At 61.3% G+C, this 21,191-nt stretch carries 19 protein-coding genes and 3 tRNA genes; 8 read left to right on the forward strand and 14 right to left on the reverse strand.

What is annotated here, in order from left to right; translation table 11 throughout:
- Positions 1-252 precede the first annotated feature (252 nt).
- The gene (locus GSQ73_RS13555) at positions 253-2,100 is read right to left on the reverse strand and encodes a chloride channel protein (RefSeq protein ID WP_254063409.1); all 1,848 of its coding nucleotides are present in this window, start codon (positions 2,098-2,100) and stop codon (positions 253-255) included.
- A gap of 255 nt (positions 2,101-2,355) precedes the next feature.
- Between GSQ73_RS13555 and GSQ73_RS13560 the strand changes: the two genes are divergently transcribed.
- Positions 2,356-3,048 (forward strand): DUF4142 domain-containing protein, encoded by a 693-nt coding sequence (locus GSQ73_RS13560; protein WP_158884848.1) that lies wholly within the window; start codon positions 2,356-2,358, stop codon positions 3,046-3,048.
- Positions 3,049-3,122: 74 nt separating this feature from the next.
- Here the strand turns inward: GSQ73_RS13560 and GSQ73_RS13565 are convergent.
- From GSQ73_RS13565 to uvrC, 5 genes are all read right to left on the reverse strand, one after another.
- Positions 3,123-3,196: transfer RNA gene (locus tag GSQ73_RS13565), tRNA-Cys, on the reverse strand.
- Between the two features lie 81 nt (positions 3,197-3,277).
- Positions 3,278-3,353, reverse strand: a tRNA-Gly gene (locus tag GSQ73_RS13570).
- Between the two features lie 136 nt (positions 3,354-3,489).
- Positions 3,490-3,565 (reverse strand) — tRNA-Gly (locus tag GSQ73_RS13575).
- A gap of 53 nt (positions 3,566-3,618) precedes the next feature.
- Positions 3,619-4,227, reverse strand: a complete 609-nt coding sequence (gene pgsA / locus GSQ73_RS13580; protein WP_158884850.1) for a CDP-diacylglycerol--glycerol-3-phosphate 3-phosphatidyltransferase — start codon at positions 4,225-4,227, stop codon at positions 3,619-3,621.
- Positions 4,228-4,299: 72 nt separating this feature from the next.
- Complete coding sequence (gene uvrC, locus GSQ73_RS13585; protein WP_158884852.1) at positions 4,300-6,138, reverse strand: excinuclease ABC subunit UvrC; 1,839 nt, start codon at positions 6,136-6,138, stop codon at positions 4,300-4,302.
- Between the two features lie 177 nt (positions 6,139-6,315).
- On the opposite strand from uvrC, the gene fabV reads away from it, so the two are divergent.
- Positions 6,316-7,521, forward strand: a complete 1,206-nt coding sequence (fabV, locus tag GSQ73_RS13590) for an enoyl-ACP reductase FabV (protein ID WP_158884854.1) — start codon at positions 6,316-6,318, stop codon at positions 7,519-7,521.
- A 49-nt stretch (positions 7,522-7,570) separates the two neighbouring features.
- On the opposite strand, the gene kdsB is transcribed toward fabV, so the two are convergent.
- The 5 genes from kdsB to GSQ73_RS13615 all read right to left on the reverse strand — a co-directional run bounded on the left by kdsB (position 7,571) and on the right by GSQ73_RS13615 (position 12,842).
- The gene (gene kdsB / locus GSQ73_RS13595; RefSeq protein WP_158884856.1) at positions 7,571-8,347 is read right to left on the reverse strand and encodes a 3-deoxy-manno-octulosonate cytidylyltransferase; all 777 of its coding nucleotides are present in this window, start codon (positions 8,345-8,347) and stop codon (positions 7,571-7,573) included.
- 62 nt (positions 8,348-8,409) lie between these two features.
- Positions 8,410-9,717 (reverse strand): 3-phosphoshikimate 1-carboxyvinyltransferase, encoded by a 1,308-nt coding sequence (gene aroA / locus GSQ73_RS13600; protein WP_158884858.1) that lies wholly within the window; start codon positions 9,715-9,717, stop codon positions 8,410-8,412.
- A 24-nt stretch (positions 9,718-9,741) separates the two neighbouring features.
- Positions 9,742-10,830 carry a prephenate dehydratase gene (gene pheA / locus GSQ73_RS13605; RefSeq protein WP_158884860.1) on the reverse strand — a complete coding sequence of 363 codons (1,089 nt, stop codon included), beginning with the start codon at positions 10,828-10,830 and terminating at the stop codon, positions 9,742-9,744.
- A 74-nt stretch (positions 10,831-10,904) separates the two neighbouring features.
- Positions 10,905-11,990, reverse strand: coding sequence for a 3-phosphoserine/phosphohydroxythreonine transaminase (gene serC, locus GSQ73_RS13610; RefSeq protein WP_158884862.1), 1,086 nt, complete (start codon positions 11,988-11,990; stop codon positions 10,905-10,907).
- 84 nt (positions 11,991-12,074) lie between these two features.
- The gene (locus GSQ73_RS13615; RefSeq protein WP_158884864.1) at positions 12,075-12,842 is read right to left on the reverse strand and encodes an FHA domain-containing protein; all 768 of its coding nucleotides are present in this window, start codon (positions 12,840-12,842) and stop codon (positions 12,075-12,077) included.
- Positions 12,843-12,941: 99 nt separating this feature from the next.
- Between GSQ73_RS13615 and GSQ73_RS13620 the strand changes: the two genes are divergently transcribed.
- Positions 12,942-13,217, forward strand: coding sequence for a polyhydroxyalkanoic acid system family protein (locus tag GSQ73_RS13620; RefSeq protein ID WP_158884866.1), 276 nt, complete (start codon positions 12,942-12,944; stop codon positions 13,215-13,217).
- A gap of 122 nt (positions 13,218-13,339) precedes the next feature.
- Complete coding sequence (gene infA, locus GSQ73_RS13625; RefSeq protein ID WP_007081871.1) at positions 13,340-13,558, forward strand: translation initiation factor IF-1; 219 nt, start codon at positions 13,340-13,342, stop codon at positions 13,556-13,558.
- A 93-nt stretch (positions 13,559-13,651) separates the two neighbouring features.
- On the opposite strand, the gene clpA is transcribed toward infA, so the two are convergent.
- Positions 13,652-15,931 (reverse strand): ATP-dependent Clp protease ATP-binding subunit ClpA, encoded by a 2,280-nt coding sequence (gene clpA / locus GSQ73_RS13630; RefSeq protein WP_158884868.1) that lies wholly within the window; start codon positions 15,929-15,931, stop codon positions 13,652-13,654.
- A 65-nt stretch (positions 15,932-15,996) separates the two neighbouring features.
- The gene (gene clpS, locus GSQ73_RS13635) at positions 15,997-16,323 is read right to left on the reverse strand and encodes an ATP-dependent Clp protease adapter ClpS (protein ID WP_158884870.1); all 327 of its coding nucleotides are present in this window, start codon (positions 16,321-16,323) and stop codon (positions 15,997-15,999) included.
- Between the two features lie 118 nt (positions 16,324-16,441).
- On the opposite strand from clpS, the gene GSQ73_RS13640 reads away from it, so the two are divergent.
- From GSQ73_RS13640 to hflD, 3 genes are read left to right on the forward strand one after another with little or no spacing between them, the layout of a single operon-like run.
- Positions 16,442-16,939 (forward strand): NUDIX hydrolase, encoded by a 498-nt coding sequence (locus tag GSQ73_RS13640; protein ID WP_158884872.1) that lies wholly within the window; start codon positions 16,442-16,444, stop codon positions 16,937-16,939.
- Positions 16,936-18,114: a tRNA 2-thiouridine(34) synthase MnmA gene (mnmA, locus tag GSQ73_RS13645; protein WP_158884874.1), complete on the forward strand. Its 1,179-nt coding sequence runs from the start codon at positions 16,936-16,938 to the stop codon at positions 18,112-18,114. Before GSQ73_RS13640 ends, mnmA begins: the two co-directional genes overlap by 4 nt.
- Positions 18,111-18,734 carry a high frequency lysogenization protein HflD gene (hflD, locus tag GSQ73_RS13650; protein ID WP_158884876.1) on the forward strand — a complete coding sequence of 208 codons (624 nt, stop codon included), beginning with the start codon at positions 18,111-18,113 and terminating at the stop codon, positions 18,732-18,734. Before mnmA ends, hflD begins: the two co-directional genes overlap by 4 nt.
- Positions 18,735-18,830: 96 nt before the next feature.
- Here hflD and GSQ73_RS13655 read toward each other — a convergent pair whose 3' ends face one another.
- Entirely contained in the window at positions 18,831-20,222 is a 1,392-nt protein-coding gene (locus tag GSQ73_RS13655) for a carbohydrate porin (RefSeq protein ID WP_158884878.1), read from the reverse strand.
- Positions 20,223-20,431: 209 nt separating this feature from the next.
- Between GSQ73_RS13655 and rnt the strand changes: the two genes are divergently transcribed.
- Positions 20,432-21,121 (forward strand): ribonuclease T, encoded by a 690-nt coding sequence (rnt, locus tag GSQ73_RS13660; protein ID WP_158884880.1) that lies wholly within the window; start codon positions 20,432-20,434, stop codon positions 21,119-21,121.
- The last annotated feature ends 70 nt before the right edge of the window (positions 21,122-21,191 follow it).

Raw genomic sequence — 21,191 nt, forward strand, 5'->3', positions numbered from 1 at the left:
GTGTACCGGCTGTCGAGGCCAGGATCACGCAGCCGAGCTTCGCGATTTGAAGATCGATCCATCGTCTTACGCGTACAACGACCAGCTTCGCGCAGCCACTCTTAAAGCATGCCAGACGGGAACGCCGAAGATGCAGGCCGTTTGGGCGCGACTCGGGTCATGTCAGGCTGCTTTTGAAATGGATGTAGCCGCGCGCGATGCGTGGCGCCTGAAAGGTCTCTCCGCGCGCCGCTGAGCCGCCAGCAGAAACTGCTATGCGGGTTGTTTTCCACGGAGGTGACGCCCCATGTGTCTGGCTTGCTTCAATCTCCGCGCGTGCGCCGCAAGCAGATCACCGCGCGTGATTATCCCCGTCATGCGGCGAGAGTCATCTGCGGCGACAACCACCAGTCGACCGACATCCGATTCGACCATGTGATCGGCGGCTTCCCGCAGCGAATGCGTCTCCTCGACCACTAAGGGTGCGCGTCGAATCAGTGATTCGATCAACGCGCTTTCGGATAGACCCGGCGCGAAAAGATCGCGACGCGTCACCACGCCGATCAACCGGCCTTGCTCGTCGATCACCGGAAAGCCTTGGTGCCTGGTGTCCTGACCGTCGACGCGCATCCACGCGCGCACATCCAATACCCGGTGGTTTGCCTGCAGGTTGACGACCTGTCGCGTGCATGCGTCGCGCACCATCATCTGATCGAGATAGTCAGCGGCGTAGTCGGAAGGAACACGCACGCCTCGCCGCACGATCTTCTCGGTCATGATGGTGTTGCGCATCATCAGGCCCGAAACCAGATACGCGGCGGCGCAAGCACCCAGCAGTGGAAGCAGCGCCTGCGATTGCCGTGTCGTCTCGAACGCGAATACCACCGAGGTCAAGAACGCGCGCGATGCGCCCGCGAACATCGCCGCCATGCTGACTAGCGCCGCCAGATCCGGATCGATATGCAGCCACGGCGCGAAAGCCATCGTCAGCAAACCCACTGCGCCGCCGAGCGCACCACCGATGGTGAACAGCGGCGCCAGCGTCCCACCCGACGTGCCGCTGCCCAGCGCCACCGACCACGACAGAAGTTTCAGCAGGCAGAGCGACATGAGTGCGACCAGACCCATGTGTCCGGAAATCACCGCGCTGATGTTGGTGTATCCCACGCCCAGCGTGACCGGCATCAGATATCCAACCAAGCCGACCACGACACCGCCCAGCGCCGGCCACCACATCCAGTGAATGGGCGATTTTTCGAACGCGTCTTCGATCGCATACGTCAGTCGGGTGACGCCGACGCTGGCAACACCGACAAGCGCACCCATCACGATGTAGGCGGCCAACGCCGCGACACCGGGTGCGGCGACATCGGGCATCGAAAACATCGCGGCGTTGCCTTCGAAGATGCCATGCATGGCTGCACCAACGACGGCAGCAAGCGCGACCGGAATGAGCGAGCGAGCGCGGCGCTCGAACAGCAGCAACTCGATTGCCAGCAGTACCGCTGACACCGGCGCAGAAAACACCGCGGCCATGCCGGCAGCCGCACCCGCTGCGAGCAATGTTTTTCTCTCATCGGCGGTAACGTGCATGAGCTGGCCGGCAAGCGAGCCGAGCGCCCCGCCGGTCGCGATGATGGGACCCTCCGCGCCGAACGGTCCACCGGTTCCGATCGCAACCGCCGAAGACAGCGGCTTGAACCAGGTGATCATCGGCGGGATGCGGCTCTCGTTGAGTAGCACCTGCTCCATCGCTTCAGGAATGCCATGTCCCCGTATCGCACGCGAACCCCAGTGCGCCATTGCCCCCACGATGAGTCCGCCAGCCACCGGCACCAACACAACCCACAAACCGAGATGGTTGCCCCCCGGGCTGACGAAACTGAAATCCCATCGGCCGAAGAACGTCAGATTCGTGAACAATCCGATTAACGCCGTCAGCATTTTCGCGACAACGCCAATGGCCACAGCGAGCAACATGGCGGTGCCGGAAATCCAGATCACCCGTCGATCGAGCGGCCGGAAGCGCCGCGGCATGTGCGACGCGACGAGCGTCTCATCCAGCGATGGCGCCAGCGGAACGGCCGCACGCGAATGTGGCTCGGTAATTTTCGATGGCATCGTGCGCTCGGCCTCAGGTACAGCCGATCGAGGCTACGCGGTTTGAGGCCCAGTGGCTGGCTGGAAAATGAACGCCGATTTTGGTGATGCCCGGTTCATTGCGGTCCGCAGACATCCGACGATTTAAAGGAGGCGCCTTGCGGTGAACGCGCGGTTCACAACTTTCACGAGACACTTGATCCGGTGTTCTGATGACAAGCACTTTCATTGCGCCAAGGACGGACGTCTTCCCTGTCGAACTTCCGGAGATCGAACGTGACTTCACAACCTGTTGCAAAGCTGTGTACCGCCGCGTTGGTGCTTGGAATGATTGGCGCGGCCCATGCGCTGGCCGATGCGAAAGCCACGCCGAGCGCTGCAGACAAGACATTTGTGCAGCACGCCGCTGCCGATGGCATGGCGGAAGTGCAGATGGGCCAGATGGCGTTGGGCAAGACGTCCAATGCATCCCTCAAGGACTTTGCGCAGCACGTCGTCGACGACCACACCAAGGCCAACGATCAGCTCAAGGCGATTGCCGCGAGCAAGCAGATGACTTTGCCGACGGGTCCTGACGCCGATGCGCAGAAAGAGAGCAAGAAGCTCGACGCATTGAAAGGCCCCGCTTTCGACAAGGCGTGGACGAAGGCCATTGTCGACAACCACAAGAAGGCCGTAAAACTGTTTACGACCGAGGCCAAGGACAGCAAGGACGATGATTTGCGCAAGTTTGCGCAAGCCACGCTGCCGACGCTGCAATCGCACCTGACGATGGCCACGCAACTTGCCGCTGTTCCCGACGCGCGCGATAAATCGATGGATCAGGTCATGAAGTCGATGACCCAAAGTACCGACCCGACCACCGTTACACCCGCGGTTGCAACGACTCCGGTGGCTATACCCGCTGCAACCTCCGCTGCGAAACCAACAACACCGGCGTCAACCCCGACAGCAACCAAATCGCACTGAGAAAATTGCGACTGCCCTAAACAGAAAGCCCGCCGAAGCGGGCTTTTTGCTGGCTGCATGCAGCCGTTGCGCAATGGAGGCCTAGGTCGGAATCGAACCGGCGTACGCGGCTTTGCAGGCCGCTGCATGACCACTCTGCCACCAGGCCATTGCTTGGCATTCGTAGCCCTGAGGCCACAAGCTACCTGGACAAAACAAAACCCCGGACGACCGAGGCTTTGCTTGAAACTGGAGCGGGAAACGAGACTCGAACTCGCGACCCCGACCTTGGCAAGGTCGTGCTCTACCAACTGAGCTATTCCCGCATCGGAGCCGCGAATGATAGCAGAAGGTCTCGGGATTTGAATAGCCGCCGAGCATTCGAAGCGCGGAATTTCCATTCCGCGCGCGGGGACATTCCGAAACGACAAAGCCCCGACGGATCGGGGCTTTGAGAAACACTGGAGCGGGAAACGAGACTCGAACTCGCGACCCCGACCTTGGCAAGGTCGTGCTCTACCAACTGAGCTATTCCCGCATTGGAGCCGCGCATTCTAATACGTGAATGCGGATCGTCAACCCTGAGTTACTTCAATCCTGATGGCCGGCCTGCGGCCTCGCCGCTTCATCTCGCAGGCTGGGCCACGCCGCGCGCAGGTAGTAAAGACCGGACCAGATCGTGAGGATGCCGGCGATCACCAGCAGCGCTTCGCCGATGTGATACAGCCGCAATGCGGTCGCGACTTTTTCATGCTGCACGATCAACACGACCAGCGCGACCATCTGCATCACGGTCTTGAGCTTGCCCACGAGGGCAACTTTCACGGCAGCGCTCATGCCGATTTCAGCCATCCATTCGCGCAGCGCCGATACGCTGATCTCGCGCCCGACGATGATCGCCGCCGTCACCGCCATCACGATGCCCGACCAGCCACCGCTCGGATGCGATTCCACCAGCAGAAACAATGTCACGGCCACCATCAACTTGTCGGCCACCGGATCGAGAAACGCGCCGAACGCCGAAGTCAAATTCATGCGACGCGCCAGATAGCCGTCCAACCAGTCGGTGATGGCCGCCAGCACGAACACGATGGCCGCGGTGATGTTGTGCCCTTGAAACGGCATGTAGAACACCACCACCATCACCGGCAGCAACGCGACGCGGAACAGAGTCAGCCAGGTCGGCAGGTTGATGCGCATGATTCTTCCCGATGATTTGCAACAGTGTCGCATGCTGTTCCCGGCGCGTTGAGATGCACTTGGCGGAAGTGTTCAGCCATGCAGGCTGGCGTAGATGCGTTCGGCCAGACCGCGGTCGATACCCTTGACCTGCATCAGTTCCTCGACGCCCGCCTTCTCCACGCCGGCCAGACCGCCGAAGGCTTTCAGCAAGGCAGACCGCCGACGCGCACCAATGCCGGGAACATCTTCAAGCACGCTACGCTCGCGCGCTTTCTCGCGCCGCTTGCGATGGCCGGTGATCGCAAACCGGTGTGCTTCATCGCGCACTGCGGCCACAAGGTGTAGCGCTGGTGATGACGAACCAGGATGAAGCTCGCGCCCGGAGTCGGCCAGCACGAGTGTTTCTTCTCCGGCACGTCGGCCCGGAGCTTTGGCCACACCGACGACTTCGATGCCCTCGACGCCAAGCGTCTTCAGGACTTCGAGCGCCTGCGCGACTTGTCCGCCGCCGCCGTCGATCAACAGCACATCGGGGCGCATGCCCTCGCCTTCTGCGACCTTGCGGAAACGCCGGGTCAGCGCCTGATGCATCGCCGCGTAATCGTCGCCGGGTGTGATACCAGCGATATTGAAGCGCCGGTAGTGCGATTTCTCCGCGCCTTCCGGCCCGAACACCACGCAGGACGCGACGGTGGCTTCGCCCATCGTGTGGCTGATATCGAAGCATTCAATGCGCCGTGGAAGCTGCGCGAGGCCCAGAATCTTTTGCAGATCGTCGAAGCGCGTGCCCAGCGTCTGACGGCTTGCAAGTCGGGCGGTCAAGGATGCGCGCGCGTTTCGTTCGGCCATCTGCAGGAACTGCGCACGGTCACCGCGCACACTGGACTTGAGATCGACCGCATGGCCCGACTGCTGAGCGAGCAGCTCCGCGAGAACATCCTGATCCGGAATCGCCTCGCCGAGAATCAGTTCGCGCGGTACCGGCCGATCCAGGTAGTACTGCGCGATGAACTGCGCCACCACATCGCCCGATGTCGCATCTTCCAGCGGGAGGCGCGGAAAGAAATCGCGCGTACCGAGACTGATGCCGTTGCGGAAAAACAGCACGCTGACGCAGGCGAGTCCGGACTCGATTCGGCAGGCGATCACGTCCATGTCAGCACTCGCGCCCTGGACGTGATGCTGCGCCTGCAACTGGCGCAGCGGCGACACCTGATCGCGCAGCGTCGCTGCGCGTTCGAAATTCAGCTCCTTGCTGGCCCGTTCCATCGCCTCGGCCAACTCGTCGATCACCGCATTGCTGCGGCCTTCGAGAAACATCTCGGCGTGGCGCACGTCGTTGCGGTAATCCTCCACGCCGATCAGCTGCACGCACGGCGCCGTGCATCGACCGATCTGATGTTGCAAACAAGGACGCGAGCGATTGCGAAAATAACTGTCTTCGCACTGCCTCACCTTGAAAAGCTTCTGCATCAGGCTAAGGCTTTCGCGCACCGCGTACGTGCTTGGGTACGGCCCGAAATAGCGCCCACGCAAATTGCGGGCGCCACGATGGAAGGCCAGCCGGGGGTAATCTTCGCCAGCAGATAAAAAAATGTATGGATAGCTTTTGTCGTCGCGCAAAAGAATGTTGTAGCGCGGCTTCAGCGACTTGATCAGCTGCGATTCCAGCAACAGCGCTTCACCCTGAGTGCGCGTCACCGTGATCTCGACGCGTGCGATCTGCGCCACCATCGCGGCGATGCGCGGCTCCATCCGCGGCTTCAGGAAATAGCTGCCGACGCGATTCTTGAGATTGCCCGCCTTGCCGACATACAACAGCTCGCCTTCCGCATCGAAATGGCGATACACACCAGGCGACGAAGTGAGCGTGCGGACGAACGCCTTGCCGTCGAACGGCGGCACAGGCGGCGAAGTGTCGTTTTGCATCGAGTGATTTTAACGTGGTGCGCGGATGTCGTCCGCGAACGAAGTCGTATCCGGGTTGAACATGCTCCTACGTATGGGGGCGACGAAGCATCGAGGCAATCGCGCCGCCGTGCTGATCCGCACCACGCGATGCCCGACAGGCTAAAATGCGCGCTTGCTCCGTTCAGAGGAAAGCGCGTGATCATTCAACCCCGGGTTCGAGGCTTCATCTGCATCACGACGCATCCGCTGGGATGTGAAATGAACGTGCGCGACCAGATCCAGATCACCGAAGCGCTCGGCAAGCCCGGCAACGGGCCCAAGCGCGTGCTGGTGATCGGCGCGTCGACCGGTTATGGCCTGGCCGCGCGCATCACCGCCGCGTTTGGTTATGGCGCCGCGACGCTGGGTGTTTTCTTCGAAAAGCCTGGCACCGATGCGAAGCCCGGCACCGCTGGCTGGTACAACTCCGCCGCTTTCGATCGGCAGGCCAAGCAGGCTGGCTTGTTCAGCAAGTCGATCAATGGCGACGCGTTTTCCGACGAAGCGCGAGCGCGCGTCATCGACATCATCAAGAACGAGATGGGCGGACAGGTCGACCTGGTAATCTATTCGCTGGCGTCGCCCGTGCGCAAGGTGCCGGGCACCGGTGAAGTGGTTCGCTCGGCATTGAAAACCATCGGCGAGACCTATACCGCCACCACCGTTGACACAAACAAGGACACCGTGGTCGAGGTCTCGGTCGAGCCCGCCACCGAAAAGGAAATCGACGACACCGTCACCGTGATGGGCGGCGAGGACTGGGCGCTGTGGATCGACGCGCTGAATGATGCCGGCGTGCTTGCCGAGAAAGCCAAGACCGTCGCCTTCAGCTATATCGGCACCGAGATCACATGGCCGATCTACTGGCACGGTGCGCTTGGCCGCGCCAAACAACACCTCGATCGCACCGCCGCCGAATTGCGCGATCGCTACAAGGCGAAAGGCTTGTCCGCCAACGTGGCGATGATGAAGTCGGTGGTGACACAGGCCAGCGCGGCGATTCCCGTGCTGCCGTTGTACATCGCGATGGTATTTCGCGTGATGAAAGAAAAAGGCATCCACGAAGGCACCATAGAACAGGCCAATCGCCTGTTCCGCGAACATCTCTATCGCGCCGATGGCCAGCCGTCGCAGACCGATGACGAAGGCCGCCTGCGCCTGGACGACTGGGAGCTCCGCGAAGATGTCCAGCAGCGCTGCAAGGAACTCTGGCCGCAGGTGAATACCGCCAACCTGTTCGAGCTGACCGATTACGCCGGCTACAAACGCAGCTTCCTGCAACTGTTCGGTTTCGATCGCAACGACGTCGACTACAACGCCGACGTTGCTACTGAAGTTTCGTTCGACTGCGTCGAACTTTGAGCGATCGTCGCGCTGCCGCGCCATCGGCGGCGCGATCGACGGATCCGATTCAGCCTTGCGCCTGCAACCAGCGTTCGGCTCGCTGCAGGTCCTCGAGCGTGTCGATGCCCGGCGGAAACGGTTCCGGCGTCAGGCGCACCGCAATCGCGTGGCCGTGCTCCAGCACGCGCAACTGTTCCAGTGATTCGGCCTGTTCCAGCGGCGTACGCGCCAACGTGGCATAGCGGGCGAGGAACGCCCTGCGATAAGCGTAGATGCCGATGTGACGCAGAAATGGCGTGCCCGAAGGCAGTGCGTGCCGATCGGCCGCGAAAGCGTCGCGCGCCCATGGCAACGGTGCACGACTGAAATACAGCGCGCGCCCGTTCGCCGCACGCACGAGCTTCACCACATTCGGATCGAACAGTTCCTCGGCGTCGATGATTGGCGTGGCGAGTGTCGCCATCGGCGCATCGTCACCAGCGAGTGCCTGCGCCACCGCGCGGATGCCGGCAGCGGGGGCGAACGGTTCGTCACCTTGCAGGTTCACCACGATGGTGTCGTTGCTCCAGCCGTAGTGAGCTGCACATTCGGCGAGGCGATCGCTGCCGGATGCATGGTCGCTGCGCGTCATGCAGATCTCCACGCCCTGCCCCTCCAGCGCGTCGGCGATGCGGCGATCGTCCACGGCCACCACGACCTGGGTTGCGCCCGCTTGCAGCGCGCGTTGTGCGACCCGCACCACCATCGGCACGCCGCCGATTTCACGTAACGGCTTGGCCGGCAGACGGGTCGAACCGTAGCGGGCGGGTATAGCGACAATGAACGGTGTCGTGGCGTTGGACATGGATGATCCGAAGGTTTTCCAGCAAGCCTAGCCGCAGGCGCCAATGCTGGCGAGCGGATGAATCACGGCGCCGCCTGCAACGCAAAACCGCATCCGTTGGCGAGTTCGAGAAAGCCCGGGAACGACGTCGCGACATGCGTGCAATCGTTGATGCGAACCGGACCGCCAGCGACAAGTCCGGCGATTGCGAAACTCATCGCGATCCGGTGATCGAGATCAGTTTCCACGGTGCCGGAGCCAAGCTTGCCGCCATGGATGATTGCGCCATCCGGTGTTTCCTCGATCAATGCGCCAAGCGATCGAAGACCGGTCGCCATCGTCGAAATGCGATCGGATTCTTTCACGCGCAACTCGGCAGCGCCGCGGATGATCGTGCTGCCATTGGCGACGGCAGCAGCGATGAACAGCGCAGGAAATTCATCGATCATGTCGGGCACCAGCGCTTCGGGCAGTTCGATGCCATGCAACGGCGCGTGCCGAACCACGAGATCACCGACCGGCTCGCCGCCCGCGCTGCGCTCGTGCTCCACCGTGATCGCCGCGCCCATCAACCGCAACGCCTGCAGCAACCCGGTTCGGCGTGGGTTCAAGCCGACCGCTGGCAGTCGTAATTCGGAGCCGGGAACGATGCTTGCGGCAACGAGAAAAAACGCAGCCGATGAAAAATCGGCGGGCACATCGACATCGGTCGCGCGCAATGCATGACCACCTTCGAGCGTGGCGTGTCCCGGCGAGAAACGGATCGGCCAGCCGAACGCTGAAAGCATGCGTTCGGTGTAATCGCGCGTCGGATGCGGCTCGATCACTTCGGTTTTGCCTGACGCGTAAAGTCCAGCCAGCAACAATGCCGACTTTACCTGTGCGCTGGCCACCGGCAATTCGTAGCGGATGCCGTGAAGTGACTGCCCACCGCGCACTTTCAGCGGCGGCAAGCCCTCATTCGAATCGATGCGCGCACCCATCGTCGTCAGCGGATCAGTGACGCGACGCATTGGTCTTTTGGACAACGACTCGTCGCCCACCAGGCTGCTGTCGAAAGCCTGGCCAGCGAGCAGCCCGGTCAGAAGGCGCATGCCAGTGCCGGCGTTGCCGCAATCCAGAAGCTGCGCCGATCCACGCAATCCATGCAGGCCGACACCGTGCACCACGCGCTCGCCGGGCGAAGGCGTTTCGATGCGTACGCCCAGTTGCGACAGCACGGCCGCAGTGGCGCGGGTGTCTTCGCCTTCGAGAAAACCACGGATGCGCGATGTTCCGTCAGCGATCGACGAAAGCATCAATGCGCGATGCGAAACGGATTTGTCGCCGGGTATCTGCACCGAGCCACGCAATGGCTTGCCAGCCTGACTGATCCAGTCGAGACGATTCAATTCAACTTCTCCATGTCTGGCGTATCAGGGCAACGCGACCGGATAGGAACCGAGCACGCGAATCGTGGCTGCCGATTCGCCGATGTCCTGCACCGCGGCCTGCAATTCGGGACCATGAATGTGACCGGAAACATCGATGAAAAACGCGTACTGCCACTTGCCCGTGTGTGCAGGGCGCGACTCGATCCGGTTCAGGCTGATGCCGTGCTTGGCAAACGGACTGAGCACGTCGTAAAGCGCGCCCGGCTTGTCGTTCACGGTGATCAACAGCGACGTGCGATCGTTGCCGGACGGCGGGAACAGCGAGCGACCGATCACCAGGAATCGCGTGGTGTTATCGGCGCGATCCTCGATCCCCGTGGCCACGGTTTTCAGGCCATAGACCTTGCCCGCGGTTTCGCCAGCGATGGCAGCCGAGTCATCTGCATGCCGGGCCATTCTTGCCGCTTCCGCATTGCTGGCCACGGCGACGCACTCGACACCCGGCAGATTGATGCGCAACCAGGTCTTGCACTGTTGCAACGACTGCGCGTGCGCATAGACGCGCTTGACGTCCTCAAGTTTTCCCACCAGCGAGTGCAGGCATTGATGCACGCGCAACTCGACTTCGCCGCAGATAGTGGCTTCGGAAGTCAGGAACATGTCGAGCGTGACCTGAATCATGCCCTGCCCGGAATTTTCCACCGGCACCACGCCAAAATCGGCATGGCCCGCAGCGACTTCCTGGAACACTTCTTCGATGCTCCCCAGCGGCAAGCCATAAGCGGCATGGCCGAAATGCTTGCGCACCGCCAGTTCGCTGAAGGTGCCTTCGGGGCCGAGAAATCCGATCTTGAGCGGGTCTTCCTGCGCGAGGCACGAGGACATGATTTCGCGGAAAAGCCGCACCATTTCCGTGTCGGACAACGGCCCGTCGTTGCGGTCGACCACCATACGCAACACATGCGCCTCGCGTTCGGGTCGGTAGTAGTCGATGGCCGAAAGCCCTGCGCCTTTCACCTTGGCCACGGTCAGCGCGTGGTTGGCGCGTTCCGAGATCAACTGCTGGATCTGCCGATCGATAAGGTCGATGCGTTCGCGCATTTCGCTCAGGGATGTTTTCTGGTCACTCATCGTTTAGCCGCCTGGAAGGAAAGAAGTCCAAATGGGGAAGGACATCTTGCCCGAAAAATACCGCTGTTGCGCCGTTATCCATGGCGCGTCGCAAAGTCACCCATGAATTGAGTTAACGCTTCAACCGCTTCGAGCGGTACCGCGTTGTAGAGCGACGCGCGCATGCCGCCCAGCGCCTTGTGACCTTTCAGCGCAAGCAGACCGACAGCTTCGGATTCCTCCAGGAATGCAGCGTCCAGCGCGGCGTCATGCAGGGTGAAGCGGACATTCATGCGCGAGCGAGCGCTCGGATCGATCGGATTGCGGTAATAGCCGTCCGAATCGTCGATGGTTCGATACAACAGCGCAGCCTTGGCGCGATTGCGTTCGCCCATCGCCACCAAGCCGCCTTGCGCATGCAGCCACTGGAAAGTCAGCCCGGCCAGATACCAGCCCCAGGTGTTCGGCGTGTTGAGCATGGAATCGTTGGCGGCCTGCTCGGCAAAACGGAAGATGCGCGCCATCGAACGGCTGGTCCGCAGCAACAGGTCGCGCCGGATGATCATCACCAGCAAGCCGGATGGCCCGATGTTTTTCTGCGCACCAGCGTAGATCAAACCAAAACGCGAAACGTCCAGCGGCTCCGAAAGAATGTTTGACGACATGTCCGCCACCAGCGGCACCTCGCCGACATCGGGGATGTCGTGAAACTCCACGCCATGGATGGTTTCATTGGGCGTGTAGTGAACGTACGCGGCGCGCGGATCGAGTTGCCAGTCCGCGCGTGCCGGCAGCTTCAGAAAATCGTCGGGCTCACCGCTCGCTGCAACATTCACTCGCACATACGGGCCGGCTTCGCTGACTGCCTTGGCGCTCCAGTGTCCACTGACAATGTAGTCGGCACTGTCACCCTCGCCCGCCAGGTTCATCGGAATCTGTGCAAACTGCTGGGTGGCCCCGCCCTGCAGGAATAACACGGCATAGTCGTCGGGAACCGCCAGTAGCGAGCGCAGATCGAACTCCGCTTGTGCAGCCATGTCGATAAAGCGTTTGCCGCGGTGGGATTGCTCCATCACCGATGCGCCGCTCCCGTTCCAGTCGAGCATTTCGCGCTGAGCGCGCTCGAGGACTTCCTGCGGAATCGCCGCCGGGCCGGCACTGAAATTCCAGACTCTGCTCACGTGTGTCGCGTCCGATAAAAGTGGTCCGCGCATTATGGCGCGGCGCAGCACGCGGTGGTCAACCCGCCGTGAACACGGACTGATCTAGAAACGGATGAACAATACAAGCGCGATGCCCAAGGCGAGGACGGCCGCCGTGACGATCAGCCACCACACTTCGCGCGCGGGACCGGCCGCTTCTTCGGGCAAGTGCTCGACTGGCAATTCCGGCATGACGATTTCGGGTTCCGGCTCCATGCCGGGCGCGTCGACCACGAATCGATGCATGGCCACACCGATCTGATCGCCGGGTTGCAGCGCGAGCTTCTGTGCAACGACCCCGTTGACGCGCAACGGATGACGTTCTGACGATTGCGTCAATTCCAGCGATAACTGCGCATCGCGCCAGCCGACGCGAAACGCGGCCGCGTCACCCTGCGGCAACTCGAGCGGATAGCGCCCGCCGGAGCCGAGTTCGAGACCGTCCTTTACGGGCAACACCTTTCCGGAGAGCGGCCCGGCGATTGCGCGCAAGGCGACGGTGCAATGTTCGTGCATCGGCGACGCAACCGGTACACGGGCTGTCGGATCCTGATCGGCGCAAAGCAGCATGCGGCAGTCGCCCACGCTGATCACATCGCCGGCACGCAGCAAGGCGCGCTCGCGCACGGGACGTGCATTCACATGCACGCGATCAGCGGGAGAAAGGATGCGCAATACCCAGCCACGACGATCCTGCTGGACCTGCATGTGATGAGGCGCCGCCTGTCCGGTGGCAAGCACGAGGTCGTTGTCGGCCGCACTGCCGATGCGCAGCTGCGAATGTGTCCAGTGAAAATTCTCACGGGCTGCATTGGGAAATTCGATACGCATGAAAAAACCGCTCGATGGACCGCGGGACTCTAACATGTGCGTTCACATCCTTCGGTCGGTGGCAGGCATTAAACTGGCTCCCTTTTGAGAGATCAGCGCATGCCGAAGATCGATATCCGTCGTCCTCACCTGCTCTCGATCGCCGAAGCCCGGGCCGTCGTGGACAAGGTCGCCGAGCGCATGCGCGAGAAGTTCGGCATGGACGGAAAATGGCAAGGCGACACCTTGGAGTTTTCGCGATCAGGAGCCAAAGGCAGCATTCACGTGGGTGAAGATGCCATCCAGGTGGTCGTCGAGTTGGGCATGATGTTGTCGCCGCTGAAAGGCATGATCGAGCAGGAAATTCGACGCAAGCTGGACGAACATTTCGCCTGAGATTTCCTTCTTCAGTACAACCTCCGGGGCGATTGCCTGTGGATTCTTCAACCAGGCGCGTATCCATGGCATAATCGTCGGCTTACGCAGCCATCACGGTTGTGCGCGAACCCCCGGAACACATGGCCAAAGACGACGTCATCGAAATGGAGGGCACGGTCCAGGAGACCTTGCCCAACACCATGTTTCGTGTGCAACTGGAAAACGGGCATGTAGTCATCGCCCATATTTCCGGACGCATGCGCAAGCATTACATCCGCATTCTTACCGGCGACAAGGTCAAGATCGAGATGACCCCGTACGACCTGAGCAAGGGCCGTATCACGTACCGCATGAAGTAATTCGCTGAAGTAAGTCGCTGACCAACGGTCGCGGATGCGGAACAAAAAAGGCGGCGCATTGCGCCGCCTTTGCTTTGCCTGAGTACTGATGCGTCAGCTTGGTTCGACGACGGCAGCCAACTGCTCGGACGCTTCGCATTCGACGTGCAGCTCGCCGTCGCGCACGCTCAAGTGCACCTTGCCGCCATCGGCGAGCCTGCCAAACAGCAGCTCGTCGGCCAGCGCACGCTTGACCTTCTCCTGGATGACGCGGGCCATCGGACGCGCACCCATCTGAGGATCGAAGCCGTGTTCGGCCAACCAGCGTCGTGCGTCCGCATCGACGTCCAGACTCACCTGCTTCTCGGTCAACTGGCTTTCCAGTTCGATCAGGAACTTGTCGACCACGCGCAGGATATGTTCGAAATCGAGCGCGCCGAACTGGATGATCGCGTCCAGACGATTGCGGAACTCCGGCGTGAAGATGCGGCGGATCACTTCCATCGCATCCGACTCGTGCTTCTGTTCGACAAAACCCATCGTGCGCCTCGAAGCGATCGCCGCACCCGCATTGGTGGTCATCACCACCACCACGTTCTTGAAGTTCGCTTCGCGTCCGTTGGTGTCGGTTAGCACGCCGCGATCCATGACCTGCAGCAGGATGTTGAACACATCCGGATGTGCCTTTTCGATTTCGTCAAGCAGCAGCACCGCGTGCGGATGCTTGGTCACGGCCTCGGTAAGCAAGCCGCCCTGATCGAAACCGACATACCCCGGAGGCGCGCCGACCAGTCGGGAAACCGAATGGCCTTCCATGTACTCGGACATGTCGAAGCGGATCATCTCGATACCGAGCTGCATCGCGAGCTGCTTGGTCACCTCGGTTTTGCCGACGCCAGTGGGACCAGCAAGCAGGAAACAGCCGATGGGCTTGGAAGGATCGGCAAGACCCGAGCGCGCCATCTTGATCGAAGCGGCCAGGGCTTCGATCGCCGGATCCTGCCCGAACACCACCATCTTGAGGTTGCGTTCGAGGTTGCGCAGCACGTCTCGATCGGAAGCCGACACTTGCTTGGCCGGAATGCGCGCCATCTTGGCGATGATGTATTCCACCTCGGTGACATCCACTTTGCCGGTGCGCTGATCCTCCGGCAACAGGCGTTGGCGCGCACCCGCTTCGTCGATCACGTCAATGGCCTTGTCCGGCAACAGACGGTCGGGAATGTGCTTGACCGAAAGATCCACCGCGGCCTTCAAAGCTTCGTTGGTATACGAGACGTGGTGATGTTCTTCGAAGCGCGAGCGCAGACCCTTGAGGATCTCCAGGCTATCGGCCACGGTCGGCTCGACTACGTCGATCTTCTGGAAGCGCCGCGCGAGCGCGCGATCCTTTTCAAAGACGCCGCGATATTCCTGGAACGTAGTCGATCCGATGCAGCGCAGCTCGCCCGAAGCTAACATCGGCTTGATAAGGTTGCTCGCATCCATCGTGCCGCCCGACGCCGAACCGGCGCCGATGATGGTGTGGATTTCATCGATGAAAAGGATCGCGCCCGGCTGTTTCTTCAGCTGCGCGATCACGCCCTTGAGACGTTTCTCGAAATCACCGCGATATTTGGTTCCGGCTACGAGCGAGCCGAGATCGAGCGACCAGATCGTGGCGCTCTCGAGTACTTCGGGCACTTCGCCATCGACGATGCGCTTGGCCAGACCTTCCGCCAGCGCGGTTTTGCCCACGCCGGCTTCGCCCACGTACAGCGGGTTGTTCTTGCGGCGACGGCACAGCACCTGAATGGTGCGTTCGATCTCGTCGGCACGGCCGATCAGCGGATCGATCTTCCCTTCCAGTGCCAGCTCGTTGAGATTGCTGGCGAACTCCTGCAGCGGATTGCCCTTGGCTTCGCCGCCCTCTTCGCCTTCACGCTCGCTCGCATTGGCTGCGCCTGCAGCCGGCTCGTCGCCGATCTTGGCAATGCCGTGCGAGATGTAATTGACCACGTCGAGACGGGTGATTTCCTGCTGATGCATGAAATACACCGCGTGCGAATCCTTCTCGCCGAAGATCGCCACCAGCACGTTCGCGCCAGTCACTTCCTTTCGGCCTGACGATTGCACGTGGTAGACGGCCCGCTGCAAGACACGCTGGAAACCCAGCGTGGGCTGCGTGTCGCGTTCGTCGCCCTGCGGCAACACGGGAACCGTCTCGGCGATGATGCGCTCGAGTTCGGACGAGAGTCGCGGCAGATCCGCCCCGCAAGCGCGCAGCGCGCCGATGGCCGACTGATTTTCGGTGAGGGCGAGCAGCAGGTGCTCGACGGTCATGAACTCGTGGCGTTGTTCACGGGCCTGCTTGTAGCAATGGCCGATGGTGACTTCCAGATCCTTGCTGAACATTCGGATCGTCTCCGCTTGCAAAGTGGGCGGCTTTCAACGCCGCGATGAGCACGAAATGGGGACGCTCACAGCTTTTCCATAGTGCACAACAACGGGTGTTGATGGGAACGTGAATATTCGTTGACGTGCGTGACCTTGGTCTCGGCCACTTCCCGCGTAAAGACGCCACATACACCCTTGCCGCGGGTGTGCACGTGGAGCATCACCTGTACCGCCTGTTCCTGATCGAGATTGAAAAACGCGCGTAGAACCTCCACCACGAAGTCCATCGGCGTGAAGTCGTCGTTCAACAACAACACCTGGAACAAGGGTGGACGTGCAACTTCGGGCTTCGCAACTTCCAGCGCCAGTCCGCGGCCGCTGTCTTGCTCGTTTTCTGATTCGTGGGCCATGGTTTCTTGGAGTTCAATCTCTGATACGAAGTATACGCCGCACCGGATGCGTCACTGTGCGGCTTCCGACTGCATAGGTGATGGCACAATGCCGGTTTTTCCAGTGCCCGCAATGATCATGGCGAATTCCGATTCCAGCGACGCGATATCCGGCTATGACGTCTGGCGCCCACACGTCACGGTGGCGTGCGTGGTCGCCGATGGCGATCGCTACTTGATGGTTGAGGAAGAGGTAAGCGGCAAACTGGCCTACAACCAGCCTGCGGGTCATCTGGACGATGGCGAAAGCCTCGCCACCGCTGCACTCCGCGAAACGCTCGAGGAAACCGGCTGGACCGTGGAATTACAACACTTCATCGGCGCACATCAATGGCGCAGTACCGAACACGGCGACGCCGTCGTGCGTTTCAGTTTCGCCGCTCGAGCGCTGAGCCACGACGCCTCGCGCCCGCTGGACACCGGCATCCTTCGCGCGCTGTGGATGACCCGCAGCGAAATCGCTGCACTGGGTTCGCAGCTGCGCAGCCCGATGGTCCTGCTCAGCATAGATGCCTGGCTCGCCGGTCAGCGCTTACCGCTCGCAGCCTTGAGCTACCTCGCGGACAAGCCAGCATGAAAGTGATGCTGGGCATGTCCGGCGGTGTCGACTCCTCCGTTGCGGCCTTGCTTCTGCAGCAGGCGGGACACGATGTTGAAGGTCTCTTCATGCAGAACTGGGAGGAGGACGAACGCCAGGGTCCTTGCACCACCGACACCGATCGCAAGGATGCCGTGGCCGTGTGTGGCCGCCTGGGCATTCCATTTCACGCACGCAATTTCGCAGCCGAATACTGGGACGGCGTGTTCGAGCATTTCCTTGCGGAATATCGCGCGGGCCGAACGCCCAATCCCGATGTGCTGTGCAATCGCGAAATCAAGTTCAAGACTTTTCTGGACGAAGCTCACGCGTTGGGCGCGGAGAAAATCGCCACGGGTCATTACGCACGTGTCGATGCTGTTGGTGGATGCTATCGGTTGCTGCGCGCTGTCGATGCGGGGAAGGACCAGAGTTATTTCCTGCACGCACTCGGACAACGGCAGCTGTCGGCCACGCTTTTTCCGCTCGGCGATATCGAGAAGCCGCGCGTGCGTGAGTTGGCGCGCGAAGCAAATTTGCCGACGCATGCAAAGAAGGATTCCACCGGCATCTGTTTCATCGGCGAGCGCGACTTCCGCGGCTTCCTTGCGCAATACATTCCGGCGCGACCCGGCGAGATGCGAACGCCCGACGGGACACTCGTCGGCGAACATCAGGGTGCGATGTACTACACGCTGGGTCAGCGCAATGGACTCGGCATCGGCGGTCGTCACGGCGCCAGCGGCGAGCCCTGGTACGTCGTCGGCAAGGACGTGTCGGCCAACGTGCTTTATGTGGCCCAAGGTGGCGAAAACCATTGGCTGTATTCGCAGCAAGTGCGATCGGAAACACCGACCTGGGTATCCGGCCATACGCCGGCTGCGACGTTCCGATGCACCGCTAAGACGCGCTATCGCCAAATCGACCAGCCCTGCGAAGTCGAAGTCGACGACACCGGGCTTCTGTTGCGCTTCGATGATGCCCAGCGCGCAGTCACGCCCGGTCAGTCAGTGGTCCTCTACGATGGCGACATCTGCCTGGGCGGCGCCGTGATCGCCGCCACCGACGCACCCTACGGCGGCATGCCGTCAACGTCCTCCACTATCTTCATGCCATCGGCGAACAGCCATGCCACTACGAGAAAATCCGAACCGTGCTTGAAAACCTTGCCATGAATGAAGAGCGCGTTCTCTCCCTCGCCGGTTTGTTCCAGGCGTGCGCGCTTGCCCAGCAACTCGCCAATGACGGACGCTGCGACGACAGCGCGATGGAAGCCAGCGTGGCCAGCGTGTTCCGCATCGATGCGCCATCGGTGGTGGGCGTTTATGGCAGCATCTCCAACGTGCGCATTGGATTGCGCAACCTGATCTCGCAGCTCGACGAAAGCGATCGCGACATGGCAGTTACCCGCATGGTGGTGACCGTGATGCGACTGGAGCGCAGCCTGTCGCGCCGGCCGGAGCTGCTGGAAAAATTGCAGCAAGGCATCCTGGCGACACAGCGCCAAGTAGAGCATTTCGGCCAAGACTCGTCGCAGGTCACACGCCGCCTCGCCGAGGTCTATACGTCCACGCTGTCGACGCTGAAACCGCGCGTGATGGTCAGCGGCAATCCACAGCAACTGCAGTTGCCGGTCGTGGTGGAAAAAGTGCGCGCCAATCTGCTCGCCGCCGTGCGCTCCGCCGTGCTGTGGCGACAGGTCGGAGGTCGGCAATGGCAGCTGCTGATCTATCGCCGGCAGTGCAGCATGCTGGCGCGCGGCATGCTCACTGGCGCGACGCTCGACAACCGCTGATTCCAGCGCCGCATTCGTGACGATGAAAAAGCAAACGGCGGGCAATGCCCGCCGTTTTCCGTCCTTGGGTGGAACTCCCTTCGATAACGATAAGGCTTAGTAGGTCAGCACGCCCCAGAAGCCGATTTCGTTGGTCTTGAAGGTGAACGGGCTGGCGACCGGGCCGGCGAGTTTGTCGTACTTCCAGGCGAGTGCCAGGCGCAGATTCTTCAGCACGTCGTAGGAAATACCGGCGTTGTAGTACGTGTCCTTGAGCTTGTTCTGCACGTCGCTCACGCCCCAGTACCGGTAGTCGACGCTGTCGTAACGAGCGAACAACGCCCACTGCGGCACGAAGGTCCAGTCGGCAAAGGCCGAGTAGCCGTCCGCCTTGTCGCGGATCGCCACCGGTGCAGGCAGCGCGCCGGCGTACTTGAGCACGTCATCCCAGTTCTTGGCGGTAAAATATTCCGCGCCGATACCGAAGGTGTCGTTGCGGAATGCGACGAGCGCATCGCCACGCTTGGTGTCCTGCGTTGGCGCGCCGTTCTGCACGTCCTTGCCGCGCTTGCCGTCGTAACCACCCACGGCGATGACCATTTCCTTGATCGGCTGATAACCGAGACGTGCTTCGACGTCCATGCCGTTGGAGCGGGTCGGATTCTTGTAGCCGCCGCCGTTGACCACCGACACCTGATAGTTAAGCGAATTGTCGCCCGGCGTGCCGCCGAGTGCGTGGATACCCCAGTCGGACGAATTGCCAAACGAGCCCACACCGGTAGCTGCGGTGCCAGCGGTACCGCGACCGCCGTCGATGCTGCGATCGGTGATGGTGTTCTCGAGGAAGCGATAGCCGTACCACTTCTCGACAAACGGAATCCAGGGCATGTCGGCCGCACCGAAGCGCACCGTGAACATCGGATCGAACGTGCCTTGCAGGTAGGCTTTCTTCACGAACAGCTGCGTTTCGGAATCAGTGGAAACGTAGTTGAAGTCGGTGGTGAGGTTGGCCGACCAGATGTCGTTGAACTTGTGATCGACGGCGAGGTAGAAACGCTTCACGTCGTAGCCGATGCCGTTGACCGAACCGTGGCCGTCCTTCTTGACCGAACTGCCGGTGCCGGTCTGTTCCTTGTGGTCGGTGTCGGTCATGTCGAAGAACATGGTGCCGCTGACCTTGGTATTGCTGACGAACTTGTCGATCGTGGAGACTTTCGCGTCGCTGGCGACCTGCGCCTTCTGCACCGTTTCCACGGCCTGGCCAGTGGAGACGTTGATGTCCGACTGCGCGTCAGTGCGCTGTTCCAGTGCAGCTACCTGGGCCTGCAACTGGGCCAGCTGCGCCTTGAGCGCTTCGACCTCGGCGTTGGTGGACGCCGACGAATCAGCAACCTGGGCCTGGGTCTGCACCTTCTTGTGCTTGTGTTTTACCGGTGCCGCCGCAGCAACCGTGAAGCTGCTTACGCCCAAGCCGGTGGCAATGGCCACCGCGATCAATTTGGATCGCATGAATTTCTCCGCAATGTTGGAAGGAATATCTCGACGGCCCCCTAAAACGCATCGCTGGCCGACCAAGCAAGAACGGGAGGCAGGATGCCGGGAGGTCTTTACGGTTGGATGCAACTTTCATGACAGAACCAAGACAGCCCGAGTAACGGCCCGACTTGCCGACGCCGGCGGCCGCCGTGCCACGGGCGACCGGCTGATATGCTTTGCCGATGGAAATCATGAGCAACAGCGCCTCGATCCGCATGGCTGAGCGGTTTCGGGGTTTTCTGCCGGTGGTGGTCGATGTCGAGACCGGCGGTTTCGATGCCGCGACCGACGCGCTGCTGGAAATTGCAGCGGTGCCGCTGTCGATGGACGCGGAAGGTTATCTGCGCCTGTTACCGACGATATCGACTCATGTCGAACCGTTTCCCGGCGCGAATCTCGATCCGCGTTCGCTGGAGATCACCGGCATCGATCCATATAACCCGCTGCGTGGCGCACTCGCCGAACGCATCGCGCTCGATCACATCTTTCACGCGGTACGCCAGGCCGTGCACGAAGCCGGATGCCAGCGCGCCATCCTTGTGGGCCACAACGCCGCGTTCGATCTGGGCTTTCTCAACATGGCCGTGCGTCGTTGCGGGCACAAACGCAATCCATTCCACCCTTTCAGCTGCTTCGATACGGTCAGCCTCGGCGGGCTCGCCTATGGACAGACCGTGCTGAGCAAGGCCGTGCTGGCCGCCGGCCACGCTTTCGACGGACGGGAAGCGCACTCAGCGGTCTACGACGCGGAACGTACGGCGCAACTCTTTTGTACAGTGATCAACCGCTGGCGCCAGCTCGAACTCTTCGAACAATCACACGCATCGCGCGAAGCCAGTGAAGCGATGATGGCGTTGAATCTGCAGGGCTGATCAGGCGATCTTGTCGTCGATCCGTCGCCGTTGCATGACAATCCGTCGTCGATTGTCATCTGCCTGAAAC

Source organism: Rhodanobacter sp. L36, assembly GCF_009765755.1.
In the GTDB taxonomy this organism is placed as follows: domain Bacteria; phylum Pseudomonadota; class Gammaproteobacteria; order Xanthomonadales; family Rhodanobacteraceae; genus Rhodanobacter.